The sequence below is a fragment of the Stenotrophomonas sp. PS02289 genome, assembly GCF_029960115.1.
Lineage (GTDB): Bacteria > Pseudomonadota > Gammaproteobacteria > Xanthomonadales > Xanthomonadaceae > Stenotrophomonas.
Genome location: NZ_JASCOZ010000044.1, coordinates 12305 through 29788, shown reverse-complemented (window position 1 = coordinate 29788; position 17484 = coordinate 12305). Strand labels below are relative to the sequence as shown.

Genomic DNA, 17484 nt, shown 5'->3' with positions numbered 1-17484 from the left:
CGACAGACGACGGCCGGTGACGGTGATCGGCACGGTGACGCATGACCCTGTTCGAGGTCATGCGCCAATGCAGTGATCACCCGTATCGGCCGTCGTCTGTCGACCGACGCTACCAAAGCAGAGCACAGGCAGAGCCTGAAGCAGAGTCACGGCGAATCACGGCTGCGGGATGGGCCCCTCTCCGTCCACCTTCACCGACTGCACCGGCAACGTGACCACCATGACGGTGGCATCGTCCGGGTCGAGCTTGGTGGTGAAGCCCAGGCTCTGGCACATCGCCAGCATGGTGCTGTTCTCGCGCAGTACCTGCCCTTCCACCACGTTCAAGCCCAGCCACTGCGCGTACTCGATCATGATCGTCATCAGGCGCCAGCCGATGCCGTGGCCCTTGAGATCGGAACGAATGAGAATGCCGTACTCGCCGCGGTCGTAATCAGCATCGGCGTGCAGGCGTACCGCGCCGAGCATGTCGCCGCTGCGTGGGTCGATCGCCACCAGGGCAATGGACCGTGCGTAGTCGAGCTGGGTCAGGCGCGCGATGAACTCATGGCTGAAATGCTTCACCGACTGGAAGAAGCGTAGACGCAGGTCTTCATCGGTGACACGGGCAAAGAACGCACGGAACAACGCATCATCCTCGGGCCGCACGGGGCGAACGAACGCGGGCGCGCCGTCGGACAAGGTGATCTGGCGCTCCCATTCCTTCGGATAGGGGAACACCGCGAAACGCGGATGGCCGCGGCCCTTGTGCATACGTCGCGAGGGTGCGATCGCCACGCGCGCGTCCAGCGCGAGCACGCCGTCGCGGTCGGACAGCAGCGGGTTGATATCCAGTGTGCGCACTTCCGGAATGTCTGCCGCCAGCTGCGCCAGCTTGACCAGAATCAGCGCGACTGCACGCTCATCCGCTGCGGGCACATCGCGATACGCCTTGAGGATGCGCGACACTCGCGTGCGTCCGATCAACTCGTGGGCCAGGCGCAGGTCCAGCGGGGGCAGCGCCAGCGCCTTGTCGTCGATCACTTCCACCGCGGTGCCACCGCGACCGAACACCACCACCGGGCCGAAGGTGGGGTCGTCGGCAATGCCGGCGATCAGCTCGCGCGCCTTCGGCCGCACCACGGTGGGCTGCACCAGCACGCCGTCGATGCGCGCGTTCGGGCGCAGCGTGCGCGCCCGCTCCAGGATGGAGGTGGCCGCAGCATGCACCGCCTGCAACGTGCCCAGGTTCAGACGCACCCCGTCCACGTCGGACTTGTGCGGAATGTCGGCCGAAAGCACCTTCACCGCGACGGTGGCCCCCTGCTCCAGCAGCGGCTGGGCCAGGTCCATCGCCTCGTGCGGATCGGCCGCCTGCATCACCGGCGCGGAGGGAATGCCGTAGGCGGTGAGCAGCTGATGGGTGGCGATCGGGTCCAGCCACTGCTGACCGGCGGCCAGTGCATCCTCCACCAGCGCGCGCGCGGCGGCGGTGTCGACCACGAAGTCTTCGGGCAGGCTGGGCGGCGTTTCCATCAGGGCCGCCTGTGCATCACGGTAGCGGACGAGGTGCTGGAAGCCACGCACGGCTTCGGCTTCAGTCGGATACGTGGGCACGCGCGCGGCGTTGAGGGTGGCGGTGGCGCGGTCGTCGTTGCCCAGCCATACCGCGAATACCGGCTTGTCGCGCTGGTGGCGCGGGCGCTGGCTCAGCGTTCGGGTCAGCGCCTGGGCGGCGTCGGCGGAGGAGGTGAACGCGGTGGGCACGTTGACCACCAGCACGGCGTCGTTCTCGGCATCGTTCATCAGCGCGCCGATCGCGGCGGCATAGCGGTCGCCGTCAGCGTCCACCACGATGTCCACCGGATTGCCGCGCGACCAGCCCTGCGGCAGCACGGTGTCGAGCTGGGTGACCGTGGCGGGGGAAAGCTCGGCCAGCTGGCCGCGCAGCGCCCGTAGCTGATCCACCGCCAGCCGCCCGACGCCACCGCCGTTGCTGAGAATGGCCAGCCGGCGGCCGGGGAAGGCGCCGAGCCGGCCCAGGGTTTCGGCGGCGGTAAACAGTTCGTCCAGCGCGCTCACCCGCAGCAAGCCCGCGCGGTTGAAGGCGGCCCCGTACACCTCGTCGGAACTGGCCAGCGCCTGCACGTGTGTGTCCGCGTCCGGATTGATGCGGATGTGGCGGCCGGATTTGACCACCACCACCGGCTTGGCGCGCGCGGCGGCACGGGCGGCGGACATGAACTTGCGCGCGTCGCGGATGTGTTCGACGTAGAGCAGGATGGCGCGGGTGCGGTAGTCCGTGGCGAAGTAGTCGAGCAGGTCGCCGAAATCCACGTCCAGTGCATCGCCCAGCGACACCACGGCGGAGAAGCCGACCGAGCGGTCCACGCCCCACTCCACCAGTGCCGCGGCAATGGCGCTGGACTCGGAGATCAGCGCCAGGTCGCCGGCCTGCGGGAAATGGGCGGCGATGCTGGCATTGAGCCGGGCATGGGGGGCGATCACGCCCAGGCAGTGGGGGCCGAGAATGCGCAGGCCCTTGGCACGTGCTGCGGTTTCCACCTGCTCGCCGAGTGAGCCCGGGCCGTGGCCCAGGTGCGCGGTGAGGATGATCGCCGCCGAGACCCCGAGTTCGGCGGCGGTGGCCACCACCTGCGGCACGATCTGCGCCGGCGCGGTGATCACCACCAGCTCGGGAACCCAGTCCAGGTCCTTGAGCCGCTTCACCGTGCGGATGCCGTCGATCTCACCGTAGCGCGGGTTGACCCAGGCGACCTTGCCCGGGAACCCGGTGCCGCGCAGGTTGCGCATGACCGCGCGGCCGGCGGAGCGATCGCGCGGGCTGCCGCCGATGACGGCCACCGACTGGGGACGGAAGACCGATTGCAGGTGGTAGATGCTCATGGCCTTACGTTACACGGGTCGCCGTGAGATGCGGGATGATCCAGCGCAATCGGACCATCACAACAACGTGCCGCTCAGGATCATCGCGGCGATGCTGAAATAGATCACCAGCCCGGTCACGTCCACCAAGGTGGCCACGAACGGGGCCGATGCGCTGGCCGGGTCGAAGCCGAGCCGCTTGAGGACGAACGGCAGCATCGACCCCGACAGCGAACCAAACGTCACAATGCCCACCAGCGCCGCGCCGATGGTCAGCGCCAGCAGCTGCCAGTGCTCGCCGTAGTCGTGCAGGCCGAGCAGCTGCCAGGAGACGATGCGGATCATCGCCAGCACGCCGAGGATCGCGCCGAGGGTCATGCCGGTGGGCAGCTCGCGCAGGGCGACCCGCCACCAGTCGCGCAGGCGCAGTTCGCGCAGCGCCAGGCTGCGGATCAGCAGCGACGTGGCCTGCGATCCGGAATTGCCGCCCGAGCTCATGATCAGCGGAATGAACAAGGTCAGCACCACCGCGCGGGCCAGTTCCTCTTCGTAATGCTGCATGGCGCTGGCGGTGAGCATTTCGCCGAGAAACAGCACGCTCAACCAGCCGGCGCGCTTGCGCAGCATCTCGAAGAACCCGATCTGCATGTACGGCTTGTCCAGCGCTTCCATGCCACCGAACTTGTGCGCGTCCTCGGTGGACTCCTCGATCAGCGCGTCCAGCACGTCATCCACGGTCACGATGCCCAGTACATGCTGGGCCTCGTCGACCACCGGAATCGCGAGCAGGTCATGGCGGCGGATCAGCCGCGCCACCTCTTCCTGGTCCAGCAGCGGATGCACCGCCACCGGGGCGTTGACCTGGGCCACCTCGAGAATGGATTCCTCCGGCAGGCCGGTGATCAGCCGACGCATGGTCACCACCTGCTGCAGCGCCTGGCTGTGCGGGTCGAGCACGTAGATGGCGTAGACGGTTTCGCGGGTGCGCTCGACCTCGCGGATGTGCTGCAGGGTGCGGCCCACGGTCCAGGTGGACGGCACGCTGACGAACTCGGTGGTCATCAGCGCGCCGGCGGTGTGGGCCGGGTAGCTGAGCAGCTGCTGGATCGCACGCCGGGCGTCGGCGCTGAGCAGCGGGATCAGGCGGGCGCGTTCCTCCTCGTCCAGCTCGTGGACGATATCGGTGGCGCGGTCGTCGGCCATCAGGCCGAGCAGCGCGGCGGCACGGACTTCAGGCAGGGCGGCGACCAGCTCACCACTGCGGGTCAACTCGGGCTGTTCGAGCATCTTCACCGCGCGCGGCAACGGCAACGCGGCCAGGGTGTCGGCGGCACGGGTCAGTTCAAGGGTGTTGAGGTACTCCACCGCGTCGGCGGTGTTGAAATCCTGCAGGGGTGCGCTCAGGGCGGCATCGGCCACCGGACGCAGGAGGTCTTTCTGGTTCATGGGTTCGCCTTTTGGATCGCACTGTGCGACGCCAACGCTGGCGAACCGTCCCGTGTCAGGCGGTAGCCATCGATGGCGTCGACAAAGGTCGAGGTCTACTGTCGCTGGACATGGGTTGGAGTTCCGGAATGGGTTGTTCGCGGGAGGCGGTAAGCCTTCAGCGGGCGGCAGTCTGGACCCGTGGGCGGCCGGGGTCAACCCCTGTCACACCGCCGTTGGGACGCGGTTGAATGACGTTGACGCACGCGGCCGCATAATGGGCCCGCGGCAAAGGGCCGATCATCGGATTCGCAGGTTTCTCCCATGCATAGCGGTGCGTTGGAACTGGCCCTGGTGCTGCTGCTGGCCGCGGTGATCGCGGTGCCGGTGTTCAAGAAGTTCGGCCTGGGCGCGGTGCTCGGTTACCTGGCGGCGGGCGTGGTGCTGGGTCCGGACGGACTGGGCTTCGTACAGGACGCCGACCGCATTCTGGGCGCGGCCGAGATCGGGGTGGTGATGCTGCTGTTCGTGATCGGGCTGGAACTGTCGCCGTCACGGCTGAAGGTGATGCGGCGCTCGGTGTTCGGGGCCGGTGCCGCACAGGTGGCAGTGTGCGCGCTGGTGCTGGGCAGCCTGTTGTTGCTGGACCATTTCCAGTGGAAGAGCGCGCTGATTGTCGGCATTGCCCTGGCACTGTCCTCCACCGCCGTCGGGCTGCAGCTGCTGTCCGAACACAAAGCCCTGAACACCGACTACGGCCGGCTGGGCTTCGCCATCCTGCTGTTCCAGGACCTGATCGCGATTCCGCTGCTGGCGGCGATTCCGCTGCTGGGCGGAGCCAAGAACCAGACTCTGCACTGGAGTGACGTGGCGGTGGCGTTGGGCGCGCTGGCAGTGGTTATTCTGTGCGGGCGTCCGGTGCTGCGCCGGCTGTTCAACATCATCGCGCGCACCCGCAGCCCGGAGGTGTTCACCGCGATGGCGCTGCTGGTGGTGCTGGGCACGGCGTGGTTCATGCAGGAGGCGGGCCTGAGCCCGAGCCTGGGCGCGTTCCTGGCCGGCGTGCTGCTGTCCGATTCGGAGTTCCGGCATGAGCTGGAAGCGCAGATCGAACCGTTCAAAGGCCTGCTGCTCGGCCTGTTCTTCATTGCCGTGGGCATGGGCATCGACCTCGACCGGGTGGTGGCCGAGCCCGGCCTGGTGGCCATCGGCGTGGCCGCATTGCTGGTGGTGAAGTTCGGCCTGCTGTTTGTGATCGGCAAGGTCGCCCGGCTGAGCACGCGGCATGCGCTGATGCTGGGCAGCGTGCTGTGGCTGGGCGGCGAGTTCGCCTTTGTGGTCTTCAATGAAGCCCAGCGCGTGCACCTGCTGGGGGCCGCCAATCACGACCGGCTGGTGGCCGTGGTGGGTCTCTCCATGGCGCTGACGCCGCTGCTGTTGCTTGCCCTGCTGCGGTTGATGGGTAGCGAACACAAGGCGGCCGACGCGCGACCGGCCGACGCGGTGGACAGCGACGGTGTCCAGCCCAAGGTGTTGATCGCCGGCATGGGCCGCTTTGGACAGGTGGTGGCGCGCCTGTTGACCGCGCAGAAGATTCCGTTCGTGGCGCTGGAGTCCAATCCGGACACGGTGTCGGACCTGCGCCGCTTCGGCAACAAGCTGTACTACGGCGACCCCACGCGTCCGGAGATGCTGCGGGCCTCCGGCGGCGAACATATCCGCGTGTTCGTGATTACCCTGGACGACCCGGACGCGAACATGCGTGCCACCCGCCTGATCCGGCGCATGTATCCGCAGGCAGTGGTGCTGGCGCGGGCACGCAACCGCCAGCATGCCTGGCGCTTGATGGACATGTCGGCCGAACCGTTCCGCGAAGTGTTCGGCACCAGCCTGGAGCTGAGCGAGCGCCTGCTGGTGGCGCTGGGGCTGTCCGCCGATACCGCACGCAGCCACGTGCAGCGCTTCCGCGAGCATGACGAGAAGCTGCTGCGTGACCAGTATCTGGTCTATGACGACGAAGCGGCGGTGATACAGACGTCGCGCGACGCACGCGCGGATCTGATGCGATTGTTCGAGGCCGATGCCGGCCGCACCGCAAGCGAGGAGGACAGCAAGTGATGGCGCGTTTGCGGTGATGCCGATTGCGTCGTCGAAACTGCCGTCTGTGTTCGTGCATGACATGATTCCTGTTCGATTTTTCTGCAGGGAATCATGGAGATGCCAACCATTCCGACCATCGGGAGCGATGCCGCAATCACGCCGCCCCGGTCGCCAAGCCTGTCCACGCACACGTCGCATACCGAGCTCCCTGCAGGCTGCACGCCCACCCACGTGGGCAACTTCTATTCCGATACGTTGAACCGTGATTGGGTTCGGGCCAACGCCGGCGTCATCAAGTGTGCGTGGCGGCGATTCCAGCAGCATGTGGCAAGCACCGACCAGCGAAATTTCGCAAAGCAGGATCGCAGCACCCATCCTGACTATCGGGCGCTGGCGTATCTACCGGAAAACGTGGACCGCTATCCCGGGCGAGCCATGCAGGAAGGTCGGGTGTTCTATTGCTCTCCGTCCAGGCTGCCCCCGTTGCAGTATCCGATGCGGGTGGGGGGCACGCCCCATCGGCCGCTGTTCGGCACCTTCAAACGCGCCGTCGCCTGGGACGCCCGCTTCATGGCGCTGGAGCCGCGTAAACCGGTGACGCAGCCGTTCCCGGCAGGCGCACCGGATCCACGTCTGGATCGGCTGCGCGGTATTCCTTCGCTGGTGTTCAATACCGTCATCCACCCGACACTGGCCATCACGCGCAACGCGGGCACCGATCTGTTCCTGTATGCCTGCGAGGGCGGCCGGTTGCCCGTCAGTGCCTTCCGCAGCGTGATCACCGACCTGCATCGCCTGCATACCCTGCCCGGTTGCGGCGGTGTGTTCCTGCGTGACCTCAAGTCAGAGAACCTGTGCATTCCACTGCCACCGGGTAAACCGCTGCCTTCCGGCCCATTGCCACCGGTGCGCATCATCGACTTCGAGCAGGATGTGGTGTTTGGCGATGAACTGGCGTCACTACAGCCAGCGCATTTCCGAGGGACGCGTGGTTACATGACCGAGGGTCTGATTCAGGGCATGTACGGGGGAACGGCAAGCCTGCGCCCTGCGTTTGCGCGCACGGCGGACAACTATGCGTGCATGCAGGCGGTGATGCTGCTGACCGCCCGACCCGGCTCCACGCTGCAGCGGTGTGTTGCGGGTGTAGAGCGCATCCGGTGGCGCGGGCCCTTGCCACCGGGCATCATGCGCGCCGCCAACGCGCACCTGTTCGCGCCGTGGCTGGAGCAGCATGTGCACCCGGAACATGTGGAGAGCATGCGTCAGCTGCTGACCGATCCGGCAAAATTTGCGAAGGAGCAGACCGACCCGCCCTCACTGATGGAGATGCTCCGGTTCCAAGCCACGGAACGACGGTCAGCCGTTGTCGCGCAGGAATCGGGCCATTGATGAAACGCCGGGCACGCGCGGTTCGAATTCGCCGGCGACGTCGATGAAGCCCCGCATCACCGCGATCTCGCGCGGACTGCGGTTCAGGGCATCGCGCACATCCGGGTCGGCACCGGCGCGCAGCAGGCGCTGTACCAGCAGTGGCAGCCCGTGCAGCGCGGCCAGATGCAGCGGGCCGAAGCCCCGCGGGTCACGTGCTTCCAATGACACGTCTTCATCGAGCAGGCGTTCCACGGCGGCCAGCACGACCTGCTCGTCGCAGGCGGTGCCGGGTTCGGCGCGTGCACCGAGCAGCAGCAGCAGCGGCGTGACCGAGCCGGCGGCCGGCTGGTCCGGCTCCGCGCCGGACAACAGCAGGGTGTCCAGCAGCGCCAGCAGTCGCGAACGGTCGCGGGCACTGAAACCGTACAGCGCGGCGCAATGCAGCGGGCCGAGCTGCTGCGCATCGCCGGCATGCACGTTGGCCCCGGCGGTGAGCAGACGCGCGGCGATGTCCGGCAGGCCCAGCGCCGACGCCAGCATCAGCACGGTCACGCCACCGGGCAGACGGTATTCGAGTTCGGCACCGGCATCGAGCAGCGCGGAGACGATGTCGGTCTGGCGCATGCTCACGGCGGCCGACAACGGCGTGGCACCGCTCACCGCCGCGTGCTGCGGGTTGGCCCCACGCGCAAGCAGCAGATCAACCACCGCGAGATGGCCACCCCCGGCCGCACGCAGCAGTGCGGTGCAGCCCTGGGCATCCACGGCGTCCACCGCGAAACCGAGGTCGATCAAGCGGCGCACCGCGTCGGCGTCGCCCACCATCGCGGCCGACGGCAGGTCGGCGTCGCGCAGCGCGCGGCGCGGCAGTGGCCACACCCGCCAGTCCAGCCAGTCGGCCAGATCACGACGGCCGATCGACAGCGCTACACCGAGCGGCGTCTGACCGTCGGCGGCACGCGCTTCCGGTGACGCGCCGTGCTGCACCAGCAGCTTCAGCGAGCCTTCGCGGGCCAGCGCGGTGGCCAGATGCAGCGCGGTCATGCCGTGGCTGTCGCGCGCTTCGCGGTCCACGCCCAGGCTGAGCAGTGCCTGCTGCAGGCGCAGCCAGCCCAGCCGCACGGCCAGCGACAACGGCGGATCGCCGGCCGGTGACGGCGCGAACGGATCCGCGCCGCGCTCCAGCAGTTCCAGCGCGAGCTGCTCCAGGCCACGCGACGCGTGGTCATGCTGTGCGCACGCGGCCAGCAGCCGCGCCAGGCCACCGGCACCGGCGGGCGAGACGCCACGGCGCAGCAAAGCCTGCAATGCGGGCACGGCATCGATGCCACGCGACAGCAGGGCGAACATCGGGGTGTCGCCACAGGCATCGAGCACATCGGGGTTGGCCCCCTGGCCGAGCAGCCACTCCACGGCCTGCGGCTCCAGTGCCAGCTCCGGCTCGTGCAGCAACCCGCCCAGCTCATTGGCATTGCACAGCTGTGCCAAGGCGGTCATGCCGTCGAAATTGCCGAAGCCCAGCGCTTCGCGCAGCAGGTCCAACGGCGGACGGTCCGGCAGCAGCGGCGCATCCTGGACGCCGGCCTCCGCACTGCCCGCACCCAGGCCGTCGCTCACCGCGGCCGGCAGCGGATAGCTGCGATCGAGCAGCGAGACGATGGCCCAGCGCCCGGCGGCGGCGGCAATGTCCACCGCACGGCGGCCCTGCGGGTCGGTCACGTCGGCGGCGATGCCCAGTTCCAGCAGGCGGCGCACCAGCAACGGCGACGCGCCTTCAGCCATGCACGCCAGCAGCACCGCATTGCGCCCTTCCACGTCCAGCGCATGCAGGTCGGGCTTGTGCGGCAACAGGTGTTCGATGACCTCGGCGCGACCGGCGCGGGCCGCTTCCAGCCACGGCGTGCGCGAAAGTGCGTCGCGCGCTTCCAGGTTGGCTCCGGCGGTGAGCAGCACGTCGATGATGTCCACATGGCCGGCCAAGGCCGCTTCATGCAGGGCACTGCGGCGCTGACGGTCACGCGCGTCGGCGCGGGCCTTGTGCTTGAGCAGCAGCTGCACGCCGGCGGGGTCGTCTTCTTCGGTGCCGGCGGCCGCCAGCAGCACCGGTGTGCCTTCGGCTGGCTCGGTGCGCGCACCGCGCTCGAGCAGGAACCGCGCCAGCCGCCAGTTGCCGACCTGGCAGGCCACCGCCAGCGGCGACCAGCCTTCGTTGTTGAGCGCGTCCACTTCGGCGGCGGCATCGCGCAGCAGCGCGGCCACACCGGGGTCGGAACTACGCGCGGCGTGGTGCAGCGGGGTGTTGCCCTCGCTGTCGGCCGCGCGCGAATCGGCCCCGTTGGCGAGCAGGGTCATCACCGCTTCGGGACGTCCGTGCCAGCTGTCGCGGGTCGCCGCCAGCAACGGGGTCATGCCCCGGTGCGGGGTATTGAGGTCGGCACCGCGCGCGATCAGCTCACGCAGCAGACGCAGGTCGGGCAGCACCGCCGCCAGTACCACGAGGCTGCGCTGGTCGCGCCAGCCGGCATCCGGCAGCGCGCGCGGGTCGGCCCCGGCGGCCAGCAGCTGCAGGGCGCGATCCACCCGCCCGCTGCGCGCGGCCTCGAACAGCGCCGGCACGGTTTCGTGCTGGGCCATCGGCTCAAGCGGCGCGGTGTCCTGCGCGGCCGCCGCGGCGGCATCGAAGAAATCACGTGCCGGCACGGGTGCCGCCGTGGTCTGCAGGGTTTCGGCCGGGGTGACCCGTTGCAGCGCGAAATGCGCCAGCGGCGAGCCCAGCAGCACCAGCGCGGCCAGCGGCCAGCGCCAGCTGTCGGGGACCAGGCCCGGCCAGGCCGGCAATACGATCAATGCGCACACCACCACCACCAGCGCGGCCACCAGCAGGCCACGCCAGGCGCTGAGGTCACGACCGGCCAGGGTGCGCCAGTGCCGGACCAGACTGCCGTCACTGCGCTCGATCTCGTTCCACAGCGGCCAGGTGCGCCACACGCCCAGCAGCGCGGCGCTCACTGCCACGCTCAGGCCGAGCACGGCCGCGAGGCTGCCGCTGTCGTGCAATGCGCCCAGCGGCCAGGCCACCAGCAGCGCCAGTGCCACGGCACCGACACCCCACAGCGCCAGCAGCGCGGGGACGTCCTGTTTCCAGAGCGCAGTGGGCTTGGGCAGGGTGCGGCTGCGCCGCCACCATGAAATACCGAGCGCGAACGCCGGCTGCGCCAGCGTGGCGGCCAGCGCGGCGACCAGGCCGCCGAACGCGGTACCCAGCGCCAGCACGCCGCCGGCCAGCAGTGCCGTGGCAATGGCCCGGCGGTAGTGCGCTTCAGTCATCACGCCGCCGCCGGGGCACCTGCACCGGAGCCACCGGCGGTGGCGGCATCTGCAGGTGGAAGCCGCGCTCGGCCAGATTGGCGCGCACGGTATCGGCGTCAGCCAGGGCCAGGCGACGTTCGGGGGTCAAGGCGACTTCAAGCACGAATGACAGCGGGCCCAGCGTGGCCTTCAGGGCGTCAGGGACGGCGCTGAAGTCATCGCGGACGGCGAGGTAGACGTACGTGTCCTGCTTGCGTTGGCTTTTATAGACGTAGGCTTGCATGCCCGCGGGGCGTTGCCCTGGGAAGTGTTGCGATGATTGTGGAGTAAAGCACGCAAGGGCGAAAGCCGGCCGCAACGATTGCATGCCGGAATTTCGCCCTGCGTCAGATTCAGGTTCATCAATGTCGCGGCGGTGTTCAGGTGCCGCGACACAGGAGCCGCCGGGCAGAGCCCGGCGTCACATCAGCGGCCGCGACGCTTGGGTTCAGCAGCAGGCTTGGCTGCGCCGACCTTGGCGTAGGTGCCCTTGAGCGCAACACCGGCCAGGATGGCACCGGCGTAGCACTCGTATTCGGTCGCGCTCTTGAATTCGTTCTTCTTGTAGTAGCTGACGATGTCGACCACGGCGTTGGCACCGCGCGACTTGGCACCGTCCTGCAGGGCCTTGAGCGCCGACAGCGCGACCCAGCGGCAGGCGTCTTCGTCGGACTTGTTGGCGGCGTTGGTCTTCTTGTTGGTCACGTCCTCGCCCATGCGCTGCAGCACATTGACCGACTGGCCGGCGAGGTAGAACTTCACGCTGCCGTCGATGCCGGCATCTTTGGCGATCTGGGAGTCGAGCAGTTCCTGCAGCGACAGGTGGACGGGGGTGTCACGGGCCTGGGCGGTGCCGGCGAAGGCGAGCAGAACGGCACTGGCAATCAAAGCAAAACGACGCATCAACTTTCTCCTTGTTGTCGGGGGGTACGGCTTCAGTTCGGCCAGCGGCGGAAGATCAACGAGGTGTTGATGCCACCGAAGGCGAAGTTGTTGCTCATCACGTACTCAGGGTGCAGCACGCGGCCTTCGCCGCGGATGTAGTCCAGTTCGCCGCAGCGCGGGTCGACCTGGTCCAGGTTCAGGGTCGGGGCGAACCAGCCTTCGCGCATCATTTCGATGGTCACCCAGGCTTCGAACGCGCCGCACGCGCCGAGCATGTGGCCAACGTAGCTCTTGAGCGAGCTGATCGGGATGTTCGGGCCAAACACCTGTGCGGTCGCCTGGGTTTCGGCGATGTCGCCGTGATCGGTCGCGGTGCCGTGGGCATTCACGTAACCGATCTGGGACGGCTCAAGGCCCGCGTCTTCCAGCGCCAGGCGCATGGCCTGGGCCATGGTCTCGCTGGTGGGCTGGGTGACATGCTGGCCATCGCTGTTGGTGCCGTAGCCGACCAGCTCGGCCAGGATCGGCGCGCCGCGCTCCAGCGCGTGCTCGAGGTCTTCCAGAATCAGGGTGCCGGCCCCTTCGCCCAGCACCAGACCGTCGCGGTCGGCGGCGAACGGGCTGGGCGCGGTCTTGGGCGCGTCGTTCTTCACGCTGGTGGCGAACAGGGTGTCGAACACGGCAGCGGCCGTGGCATCGAGCTGTTCCGCACCGCCGCTGACCATCACCGTCTGTTTGCCGCTGCGGATGGCTTCATAGCCTGCACCCACGCCCTGGCTGCCCGAGGTGCAGGCGCTGGAGGTGGTGTAGACCCGCCCGGTGAGCCCGAAGAACACGCCGATGTTGACCGGCGAGGTGTGGCTCATCATCTTCAGGTAGGTGGTGGCGCTGATGCCTTCGGTGGTGTTCTCGTTGAGCATGCGGCCGAACTCGGCGGTGGCCTCGTGGCTGCCCGAGGACGAGCCGTAGGCGACGCCGGTGCGCCCGCTGCGCAGGATCGGGTGGCCGAGCAGACCAGCGGCTTCCAGCGCCAGTTCGGTGGCGCGCACCGACATCACTGCGACCTTGCCCATGCTGCGGGTGGTCTTGCGGTTGTAGTGCGGCGGCAGGTCGTAGTCCAGGGCCGGCGCGGCCAGACGGGTGTTCAGGCCGTCGTAGACCTCCCAGCCCGGGATGTACTGCACCGCGTTTTCGCGGGCGTGCAGGCGCGCACGGATGCTGGGCCAGTCATGCCCCAGCGGGCTGATCGCAGCGGCACCGGTGACCACCACGCGACGTTCGGGTCGGCTCATCAGACCATGCCTCCGTTGACCGAGATGACCTGGCGGGTGATGTAGCCGGCCGGTTCAGACAGCAGGAACGCCACCGTGGCCGCCACTTCCTCGGGCTGGCCAAGACGGCCGGCGGGAATCAGCTTGAGCGCGTGGTCGACGATTTCCTCGTTGATCATGTCGGTCTCGATCAGGCCGGGGGCGACGCAGTTGACGGTGATGGCGCGGCTGGCCAGTTCCAGCGCCAGCGCCTTGGTGGCCCCGATGATGCCGGCCTTGGCCGCGCTGTAGTTGGTCTGGCCGCGGTTGCCGACCAGCCCGGACACCGAGGACAGGGTGACGATGCGACCGGGCTTGCGCCGGCGCACCATCGGCATCACCACCGGGTGCAGCACGTTGTAGAAGCTGTCCAGATTGGTATGCACGACCGCGTCCCAGTCTTCGGCGGTCATCGCCGGGAATGCGCCGTCGCGGGCGATGCCGGCATTGCAGACCACGCCGTAGTAGGCACCGTGGGCCTCGATATCGGCCTCCAGCGCGGCGCGCGCGGCGTCGCGATCGGCCACGTCAAAGGCCAGCACGCGGGCCTGGCGGCCCAGTGCCTGGATCTCAGCGGCCACCGCCTGCGCTTCCTCGATGCGGCTGCGGCAATGCACCACCACGTCAAAGCCATCGCGCGCGATGCGCAGCGCCACGGCGCGGCCGATACCCCGGCTGGCACCGGTGACCAGCACGGTCAAATTCCCTGTCATACCTCTCCACTCTCCAGATAGGCCATCGCATCCAGCGGTTCGTACACCGATACGTTGGCTACAGCCAATTCTTCATCGCCGGCCAGAATCCGGCAGGCGAACATTCCGAGCCCATTTTCGCCCATCAGCTCGCAGTCTGCCTCCACCCGCAGACAACGGCCGGCGGGGAAGGCGGGTACATGGGCAGTGTAACGGCGCGTACCGAGCAGGAATCCGATCGAGGGCTCGCGTCCTTCCTGCCGGGCGCGGCACCCGGCCCAGGCGGCAATGGCCTGGGCCATGTACTCCACCCCGACCCAGGCGGGCACGCCCTCGGCGGTCGAGAACAGTCCGCTGACCGGGACGTCCACTTCCACCGCGATCGATTCCGGGCCCCAGGCGACCACCCGGTCGATCAGGCGCATGCTGTCCTTGTGCGGCAGCACGCTGTCGATGTCGTCAGGCAGCCACATGCTCAGCTCCGCGCCAGGGCCAGCACGGCATTGCTGCCGCCGAAGGCGAACGAATGGCTGAGCACGTGCTGCAGCGGACGCGGCGCATGCGTGCCGGGGCTGACCAGCGCCAGCGGCGGCAGGGCTTCATCGGCCTGGCCGTCCCAGAAGTGCGCCGGCAGGCGGTGTTCGGGGTTGTCGACCAGGGTCAGCCAGCACAGCGCGGCCTCGATCGCCCCGGAGGCTCCCAGGGTGTGACCGGTCAGCGGCTTGGTCGAACTGGCCGGCACCTGCCCGCCCAGCACGGTGGCCACGGCCAGGCTTTCCATGGCGTCGTTGTGGCCGGTGGCGGTGCCGTGCAGGTTTACGTAGTCGATCTGTTCCGGGGCCAATTCGGCACGCTGCAGCGCCTGCTGCATGGCGTCGATGGCCCCCTTGGCCTGCGGGTCGGGCGCGGACATGTGATGTGCGTCCGACGACTCGCCCCAGCCGGACAGCCGCACCGGGCCGGGCTCACGGGTCATCAGGAACAGCGCGGCACCTTCGCCGATGTTGATGCCGTTGCGGTGGCGCGAGAAGGGATTGCAGCGCGCGGCGGACACCGACTCCAGCGCGCTGAAGCCCGCCACGGTGAAGCGGCACAGCGAGTCGGCCCCGCCGGCCACCACCGCGTCCACCACCCCGGCGCGCAGCAGGCGCGCGGCCGACATCAGCGCCTTGGCGCTGGAGGAACAGGCCGTGGAGATCGTCCAGGCCGGGCCGCGGCTGCCGATCTGTTCGCGCACGAAGCGGGCGCTGGTGCCCATTTCCTGCTGCGCGTAATGGAAGTCGTCCGGCCAGCGGCCTTCGTCGGCCTGCATGCGCAGCGCGTTTTCCGACTCACCGATGCCCGAGGTGCTGGTGCCGACGATCACCGCCACCCGCTCGGCTCCGAACCGGGCCACTGCGGCATCCACCGCCGGGCGGATCTGTTCCAGTGCGGCGGCCAGCAGCGCGTTGTTGCGGCCACGCAGTTCCACCGGCAGTGCCGACAGGTCCGGCAGCGCGGTGCGTACTTCGCCCAGCGCCAGGGTGCGCCCGGCGATCAGGGTGTCGTTCTCGTGCAGTCCGCCGGGTTGTTCGGCGAACAGGCCGGCGCGGGTCTGCGCGTGGCCGGAGCCGAGCGCGCTGACCACGCCGAGTTCATTCAGGAATACCGCGCTGCTCACAATGCTGCCTGTCCCATGTCCAACGATTCGATCACCAGTTCATAGCCTTCGGCCAGGTTGCGCAGGCGCACCCGGCCGTCCGGCAACGTGTCGCGCTCCAGCCAGGTCTGGCCGTCCTGCTGCAGACGACGGATGCCGTCGGCCTCGTCCAGCGTCCACCCGGCCGGCAACACCGCCCGGATGGCATCGGCCGGCCACAGCGCAAACTGAAGGTCATCGAGCACGCGCTCGCCACGGACCTGCGGCGGCAACCACGGCGCGCGGGTCTGCTGCAGCTGCTTGCCGTCCCAGACCATGCGCACGCCGGTCTGGCCCATGGCCTGCACCGCCAGCCGGACTTCATCCTGGTCCGCTTCCAGCAACGCATCGAGCGTGCGCTCGTGGCTGCCGAAGCGGAACTGCAGACGCTGCTGCAGCTGCAGCGGCGCGGGCAGCGCCGACGGGGCCAGCTGCAGGGTCGGCAGCTGCACCTTGGGCGCAGGCATGCGGGTGCTGGCACAGGCGGCCAGCCCCACGCACAGCAACAGGGCCAGGATCAGCCGGTGCACAGTTCCTCCAGCACCTTCAGGCGGCGGCCGCTGTCATCGGCCACGTAGGGGTTTTTGGTGTCCCAGGCGTAGCCGGCGAGGATCGAGGAGATCATGCGGCGCACGTCAGGCTGCTGTTCGGGGTGATAGATGATTTTCTGGAAGCCACCCTGGTACCAGGCTTCGACGAAGCGACGGAAGGTCTTCACCCCGGCGCGCAGCGGCAGCGCGAACTCGGCTTCCCAGTCCACGGTCTGGCCCGCGTGTTCGCGCGCGATGCAGTCACTAGCCAGCTGCGCGGACTTGAAGGCGATGGTGACGCCCGAGGAGAACACCGGGTCGAGGAATTCGCCGGCGTTGCCCAGCAGCGCATAGCCCTCGCCCCACAACGAGCTGACGTTGGCCGAGTAACCGGTGATGGTGCGCACCGGCAGCACCGCCCATTCGGCGTTCTTCAGCAGGCGGGTCAGGTTGGGGTCTTCGCCGACGATGGCCTGCAGCTTCTCCAGGTCGGTGCCTTCGTACTTCTCGAAGAAGCTCGGCTCGGCGACCACGCCCAGCGAACAGCAGCCGTTGGAGAACGGGATGGTCCAGTACCACACGTCCACGTGTTCGGGATGGGTGGTGATCAGGATCTTGTTGCGATCAAAGCCGGCGTCGACGGGAATATGGTCGCGCACGTGGCAGAAGATCGCGCCGCGCACCGGGAAGTTCGACGGCGACTCCAGGTTCAGCAGGCGCGGCAACAGGCGCGCGAAGCCGCTGGCGTCGAGGATGAAGCCGGCTTCGATGGTGTATTCGCTGCCATCCGGGCGACGTACCTGCACCCGTGCCGGACGGCCGGGCTGCACCGACAGCACTTCATCGCCGAAGCGCAGGGTGGTGCCCATGCGCTCGGCACCGCGTGCCAGCACGTTGTCGAAGTCGGCGCGCTGCACCTGATAGGTGGTGCCCCAGCCCGGCGAGAACTTCTCGCGGAAGTCGAACTCGGTGCCGCGATCGCCGCGCACGAAGGCCGCGCCGTTCTTGTACTGGAAACCGGCCTGCACCACGTCCTGCAGCAGCCCGGCCTGTTCGATGTACTCCATGCTCTGCGGCAACAGGCTTTCGCCGATGGAGAAACGCGGGAACTGCTGGCGCTCGAGCATCAGCACCTGGCGGCCTTGCTTGCGCAGCATCGCGGCGGCGACCGAGCCGGCCGGACCGGCACCGATGATCAGGATTTCAGTACGTTCCACCGCGTCGGTGGACTCAACAGGTGCGTCATTCACAGCAGCGTTCATCGATACATCCTTGAT

General features: G+C 68.4%; 13 protein-coding genes. 2 read left to right on the top strand and 11 right to left on the bottom strand.

Going from position 1 to position 17484, the window contains the following annotated elements; genetic code table 11:
• Window positions 1-156: 156 nt before the first annotated feature.
• Both QMX83_RS08515 and mgtE read right to left on the bottom strand, forming a co-directional pair.
• A complete protein-coding gene (locus tag QMX83_RS08515) occupies window positions 157-2886 on the bottom strand; it encodes a bifunctional acetate--CoA ligase family protein/GNAT family N-acetyltransferase (RefSeq protein WP_282296203.1) in 2730 nt (909 codons plus the stop codon).
• Between the two features lie 57 nt (window positions 2887-2943).
• Complete coding sequence (mgtE, locus tag QMX83_RS08510; protein ID WP_282296202.1) at window positions 2944-4311, bottom strand: magnesium transporter; 1368 nt, start codon at window positions 4309-4311, stop codon at window positions 2944-2946.
• A 303-nt stretch (window positions 4312-4614) separates the two neighbouring features.
• Between mgtE and QMX83_RS08505 the strand changes: the two genes are divergently transcribed.
• Both QMX83_RS08505 and QMX83_RS08500 read left to right on the top strand, forming a co-directional pair.
• Complete coding sequence (locus tag QMX83_RS08505; protein ID WP_282296201.1) at window positions 4615-6408, top strand: monovalent cation:proton antiporter-2 (CPA2) family protein; 1794 nt, start codon at window positions 4615-4617, stop codon at window positions 6406-6408.
• A gap of 93 nt (window positions 6409-6501) precedes the next feature.
• Window positions 6502-7782 carry a hypothetical protein gene (locus QMX83_RS08500; RefSeq protein ID WP_282296199.1) on the top strand — a complete coding sequence of 427 codons (1281 nt, stop codon included), beginning with the start codon at window positions 6502-6504 and terminating at the stop codon, window positions 7780-7782.
• Here the strand turns inward: QMX83_RS08500 and QMX83_RS08495 are convergent.
• The 9 genes from QMX83_RS08495 to QMX83_RS08455 form a co-directional block, all read right to left on the bottom strand.
• Window positions 7750-11091: an ankyrin repeat domain-containing protein gene (locus tag QMX83_RS08495; protein ID WP_282296197.1), complete on the bottom strand. Its 3342-nt coding sequence runs from the start codon at window positions 11089-11091 to the stop codon at window positions 7750-7752. The two genes, QMX83_RS08500 and QMX83_RS08495, sit on opposite strands and share 33 nt — an antisense overlap.
• On the bottom strand, window positions 11084-11356 hold the full coding sequence (locus QMX83_RS08490; RefSeq protein WP_282296196.1) for a YcgL domain-containing protein: 273 nt from the start codon (window positions 11354-11356) through the stop codon (window positions 11084-11086). The genes QMX83_RS08495 and QMX83_RS08490 overlap by 8 nt, the downstream gene beginning before the upstream one ends.
• 182 nt (window positions 11357-11538) lie before the next feature.
• Window positions 11539-12015: an excinuclease ATPase subunit gene (locus tag QMX83_RS08485; protein ID WP_282296195.1), complete on the bottom strand. Its 477-nt coding sequence runs from the start codon at window positions 12013-12015 to the stop codon at window positions 11539-11541.
• A gap of 32 nt (window positions 12016-12047) precedes the next feature.
• Window positions 12048-13289, bottom strand: coding sequence for a beta-ketoacyl-ACP synthase (locus QMX83_RS08480; RefSeq protein ID WP_282296194.1), 1242 nt, complete (start codon window positions 13287-13289; stop codon window positions 12048-12050).
• Window positions 13289-14020 (bottom strand): 3-oxoacyl-ACP reductase FabG, encoded by a 732-nt coding sequence (gene fabG / locus QMX83_RS08475; RefSeq protein WP_282296193.1) that lies wholly within the window; start codon window positions 14018-14020, stop codon window positions 13289-13291. Before fabG ends, QMX83_RS08480 begins: the two co-directional genes overlap by 1 nt.
• Window positions 14017-14472, bottom strand: a complete 456-nt coding sequence (locus QMX83_RS08470) for a hotdog family protein (RefSeq protein ID WP_282296192.1) — start codon at window positions 14470-14472, stop codon at window positions 14017-14019. The genes fabG and QMX83_RS08470 overlap by 4 nt, the downstream gene beginning before the upstream one ends.
• A gap of 2 nt (window positions 14473-14474) precedes the next feature.
• Window positions 14475-15659 (bottom strand): beta-ketoacyl-[acyl-carrier-protein] synthase family protein, encoded by a 1185-nt coding sequence (locus QMX83_RS08465; RefSeq protein WP_282296191.1) that lies wholly within the window; start codon window positions 15657-15659, stop codon window positions 14475-14477.
• Complete coding sequence (locus QMX83_RS08460; RefSeq protein ID WP_282296190.1) at window positions 15656-16207, bottom strand: DUF3261 domain-containing protein; 552 nt, start codon at window positions 16205-16207, stop codon at window positions 15656-15658. The genes QMX83_RS08465 and QMX83_RS08460 overlap by 4 nt, the downstream gene beginning before the upstream one ends.
• Complete coding sequence (locus QMX83_RS08455; RefSeq protein ID WP_282296189.1) at window positions 16195-17469, bottom strand: NAD(P)/FAD-dependent oxidoreductase; 1275 nt, start codon at window positions 17467-17469, stop codon at window positions 16195-16197. The genes QMX83_RS08460 and QMX83_RS08455 overlap by 13 nt, the downstream gene beginning before the upstream one ends.
• Window positions 17470-17484 lie beyond the last annotated feature (15 nt).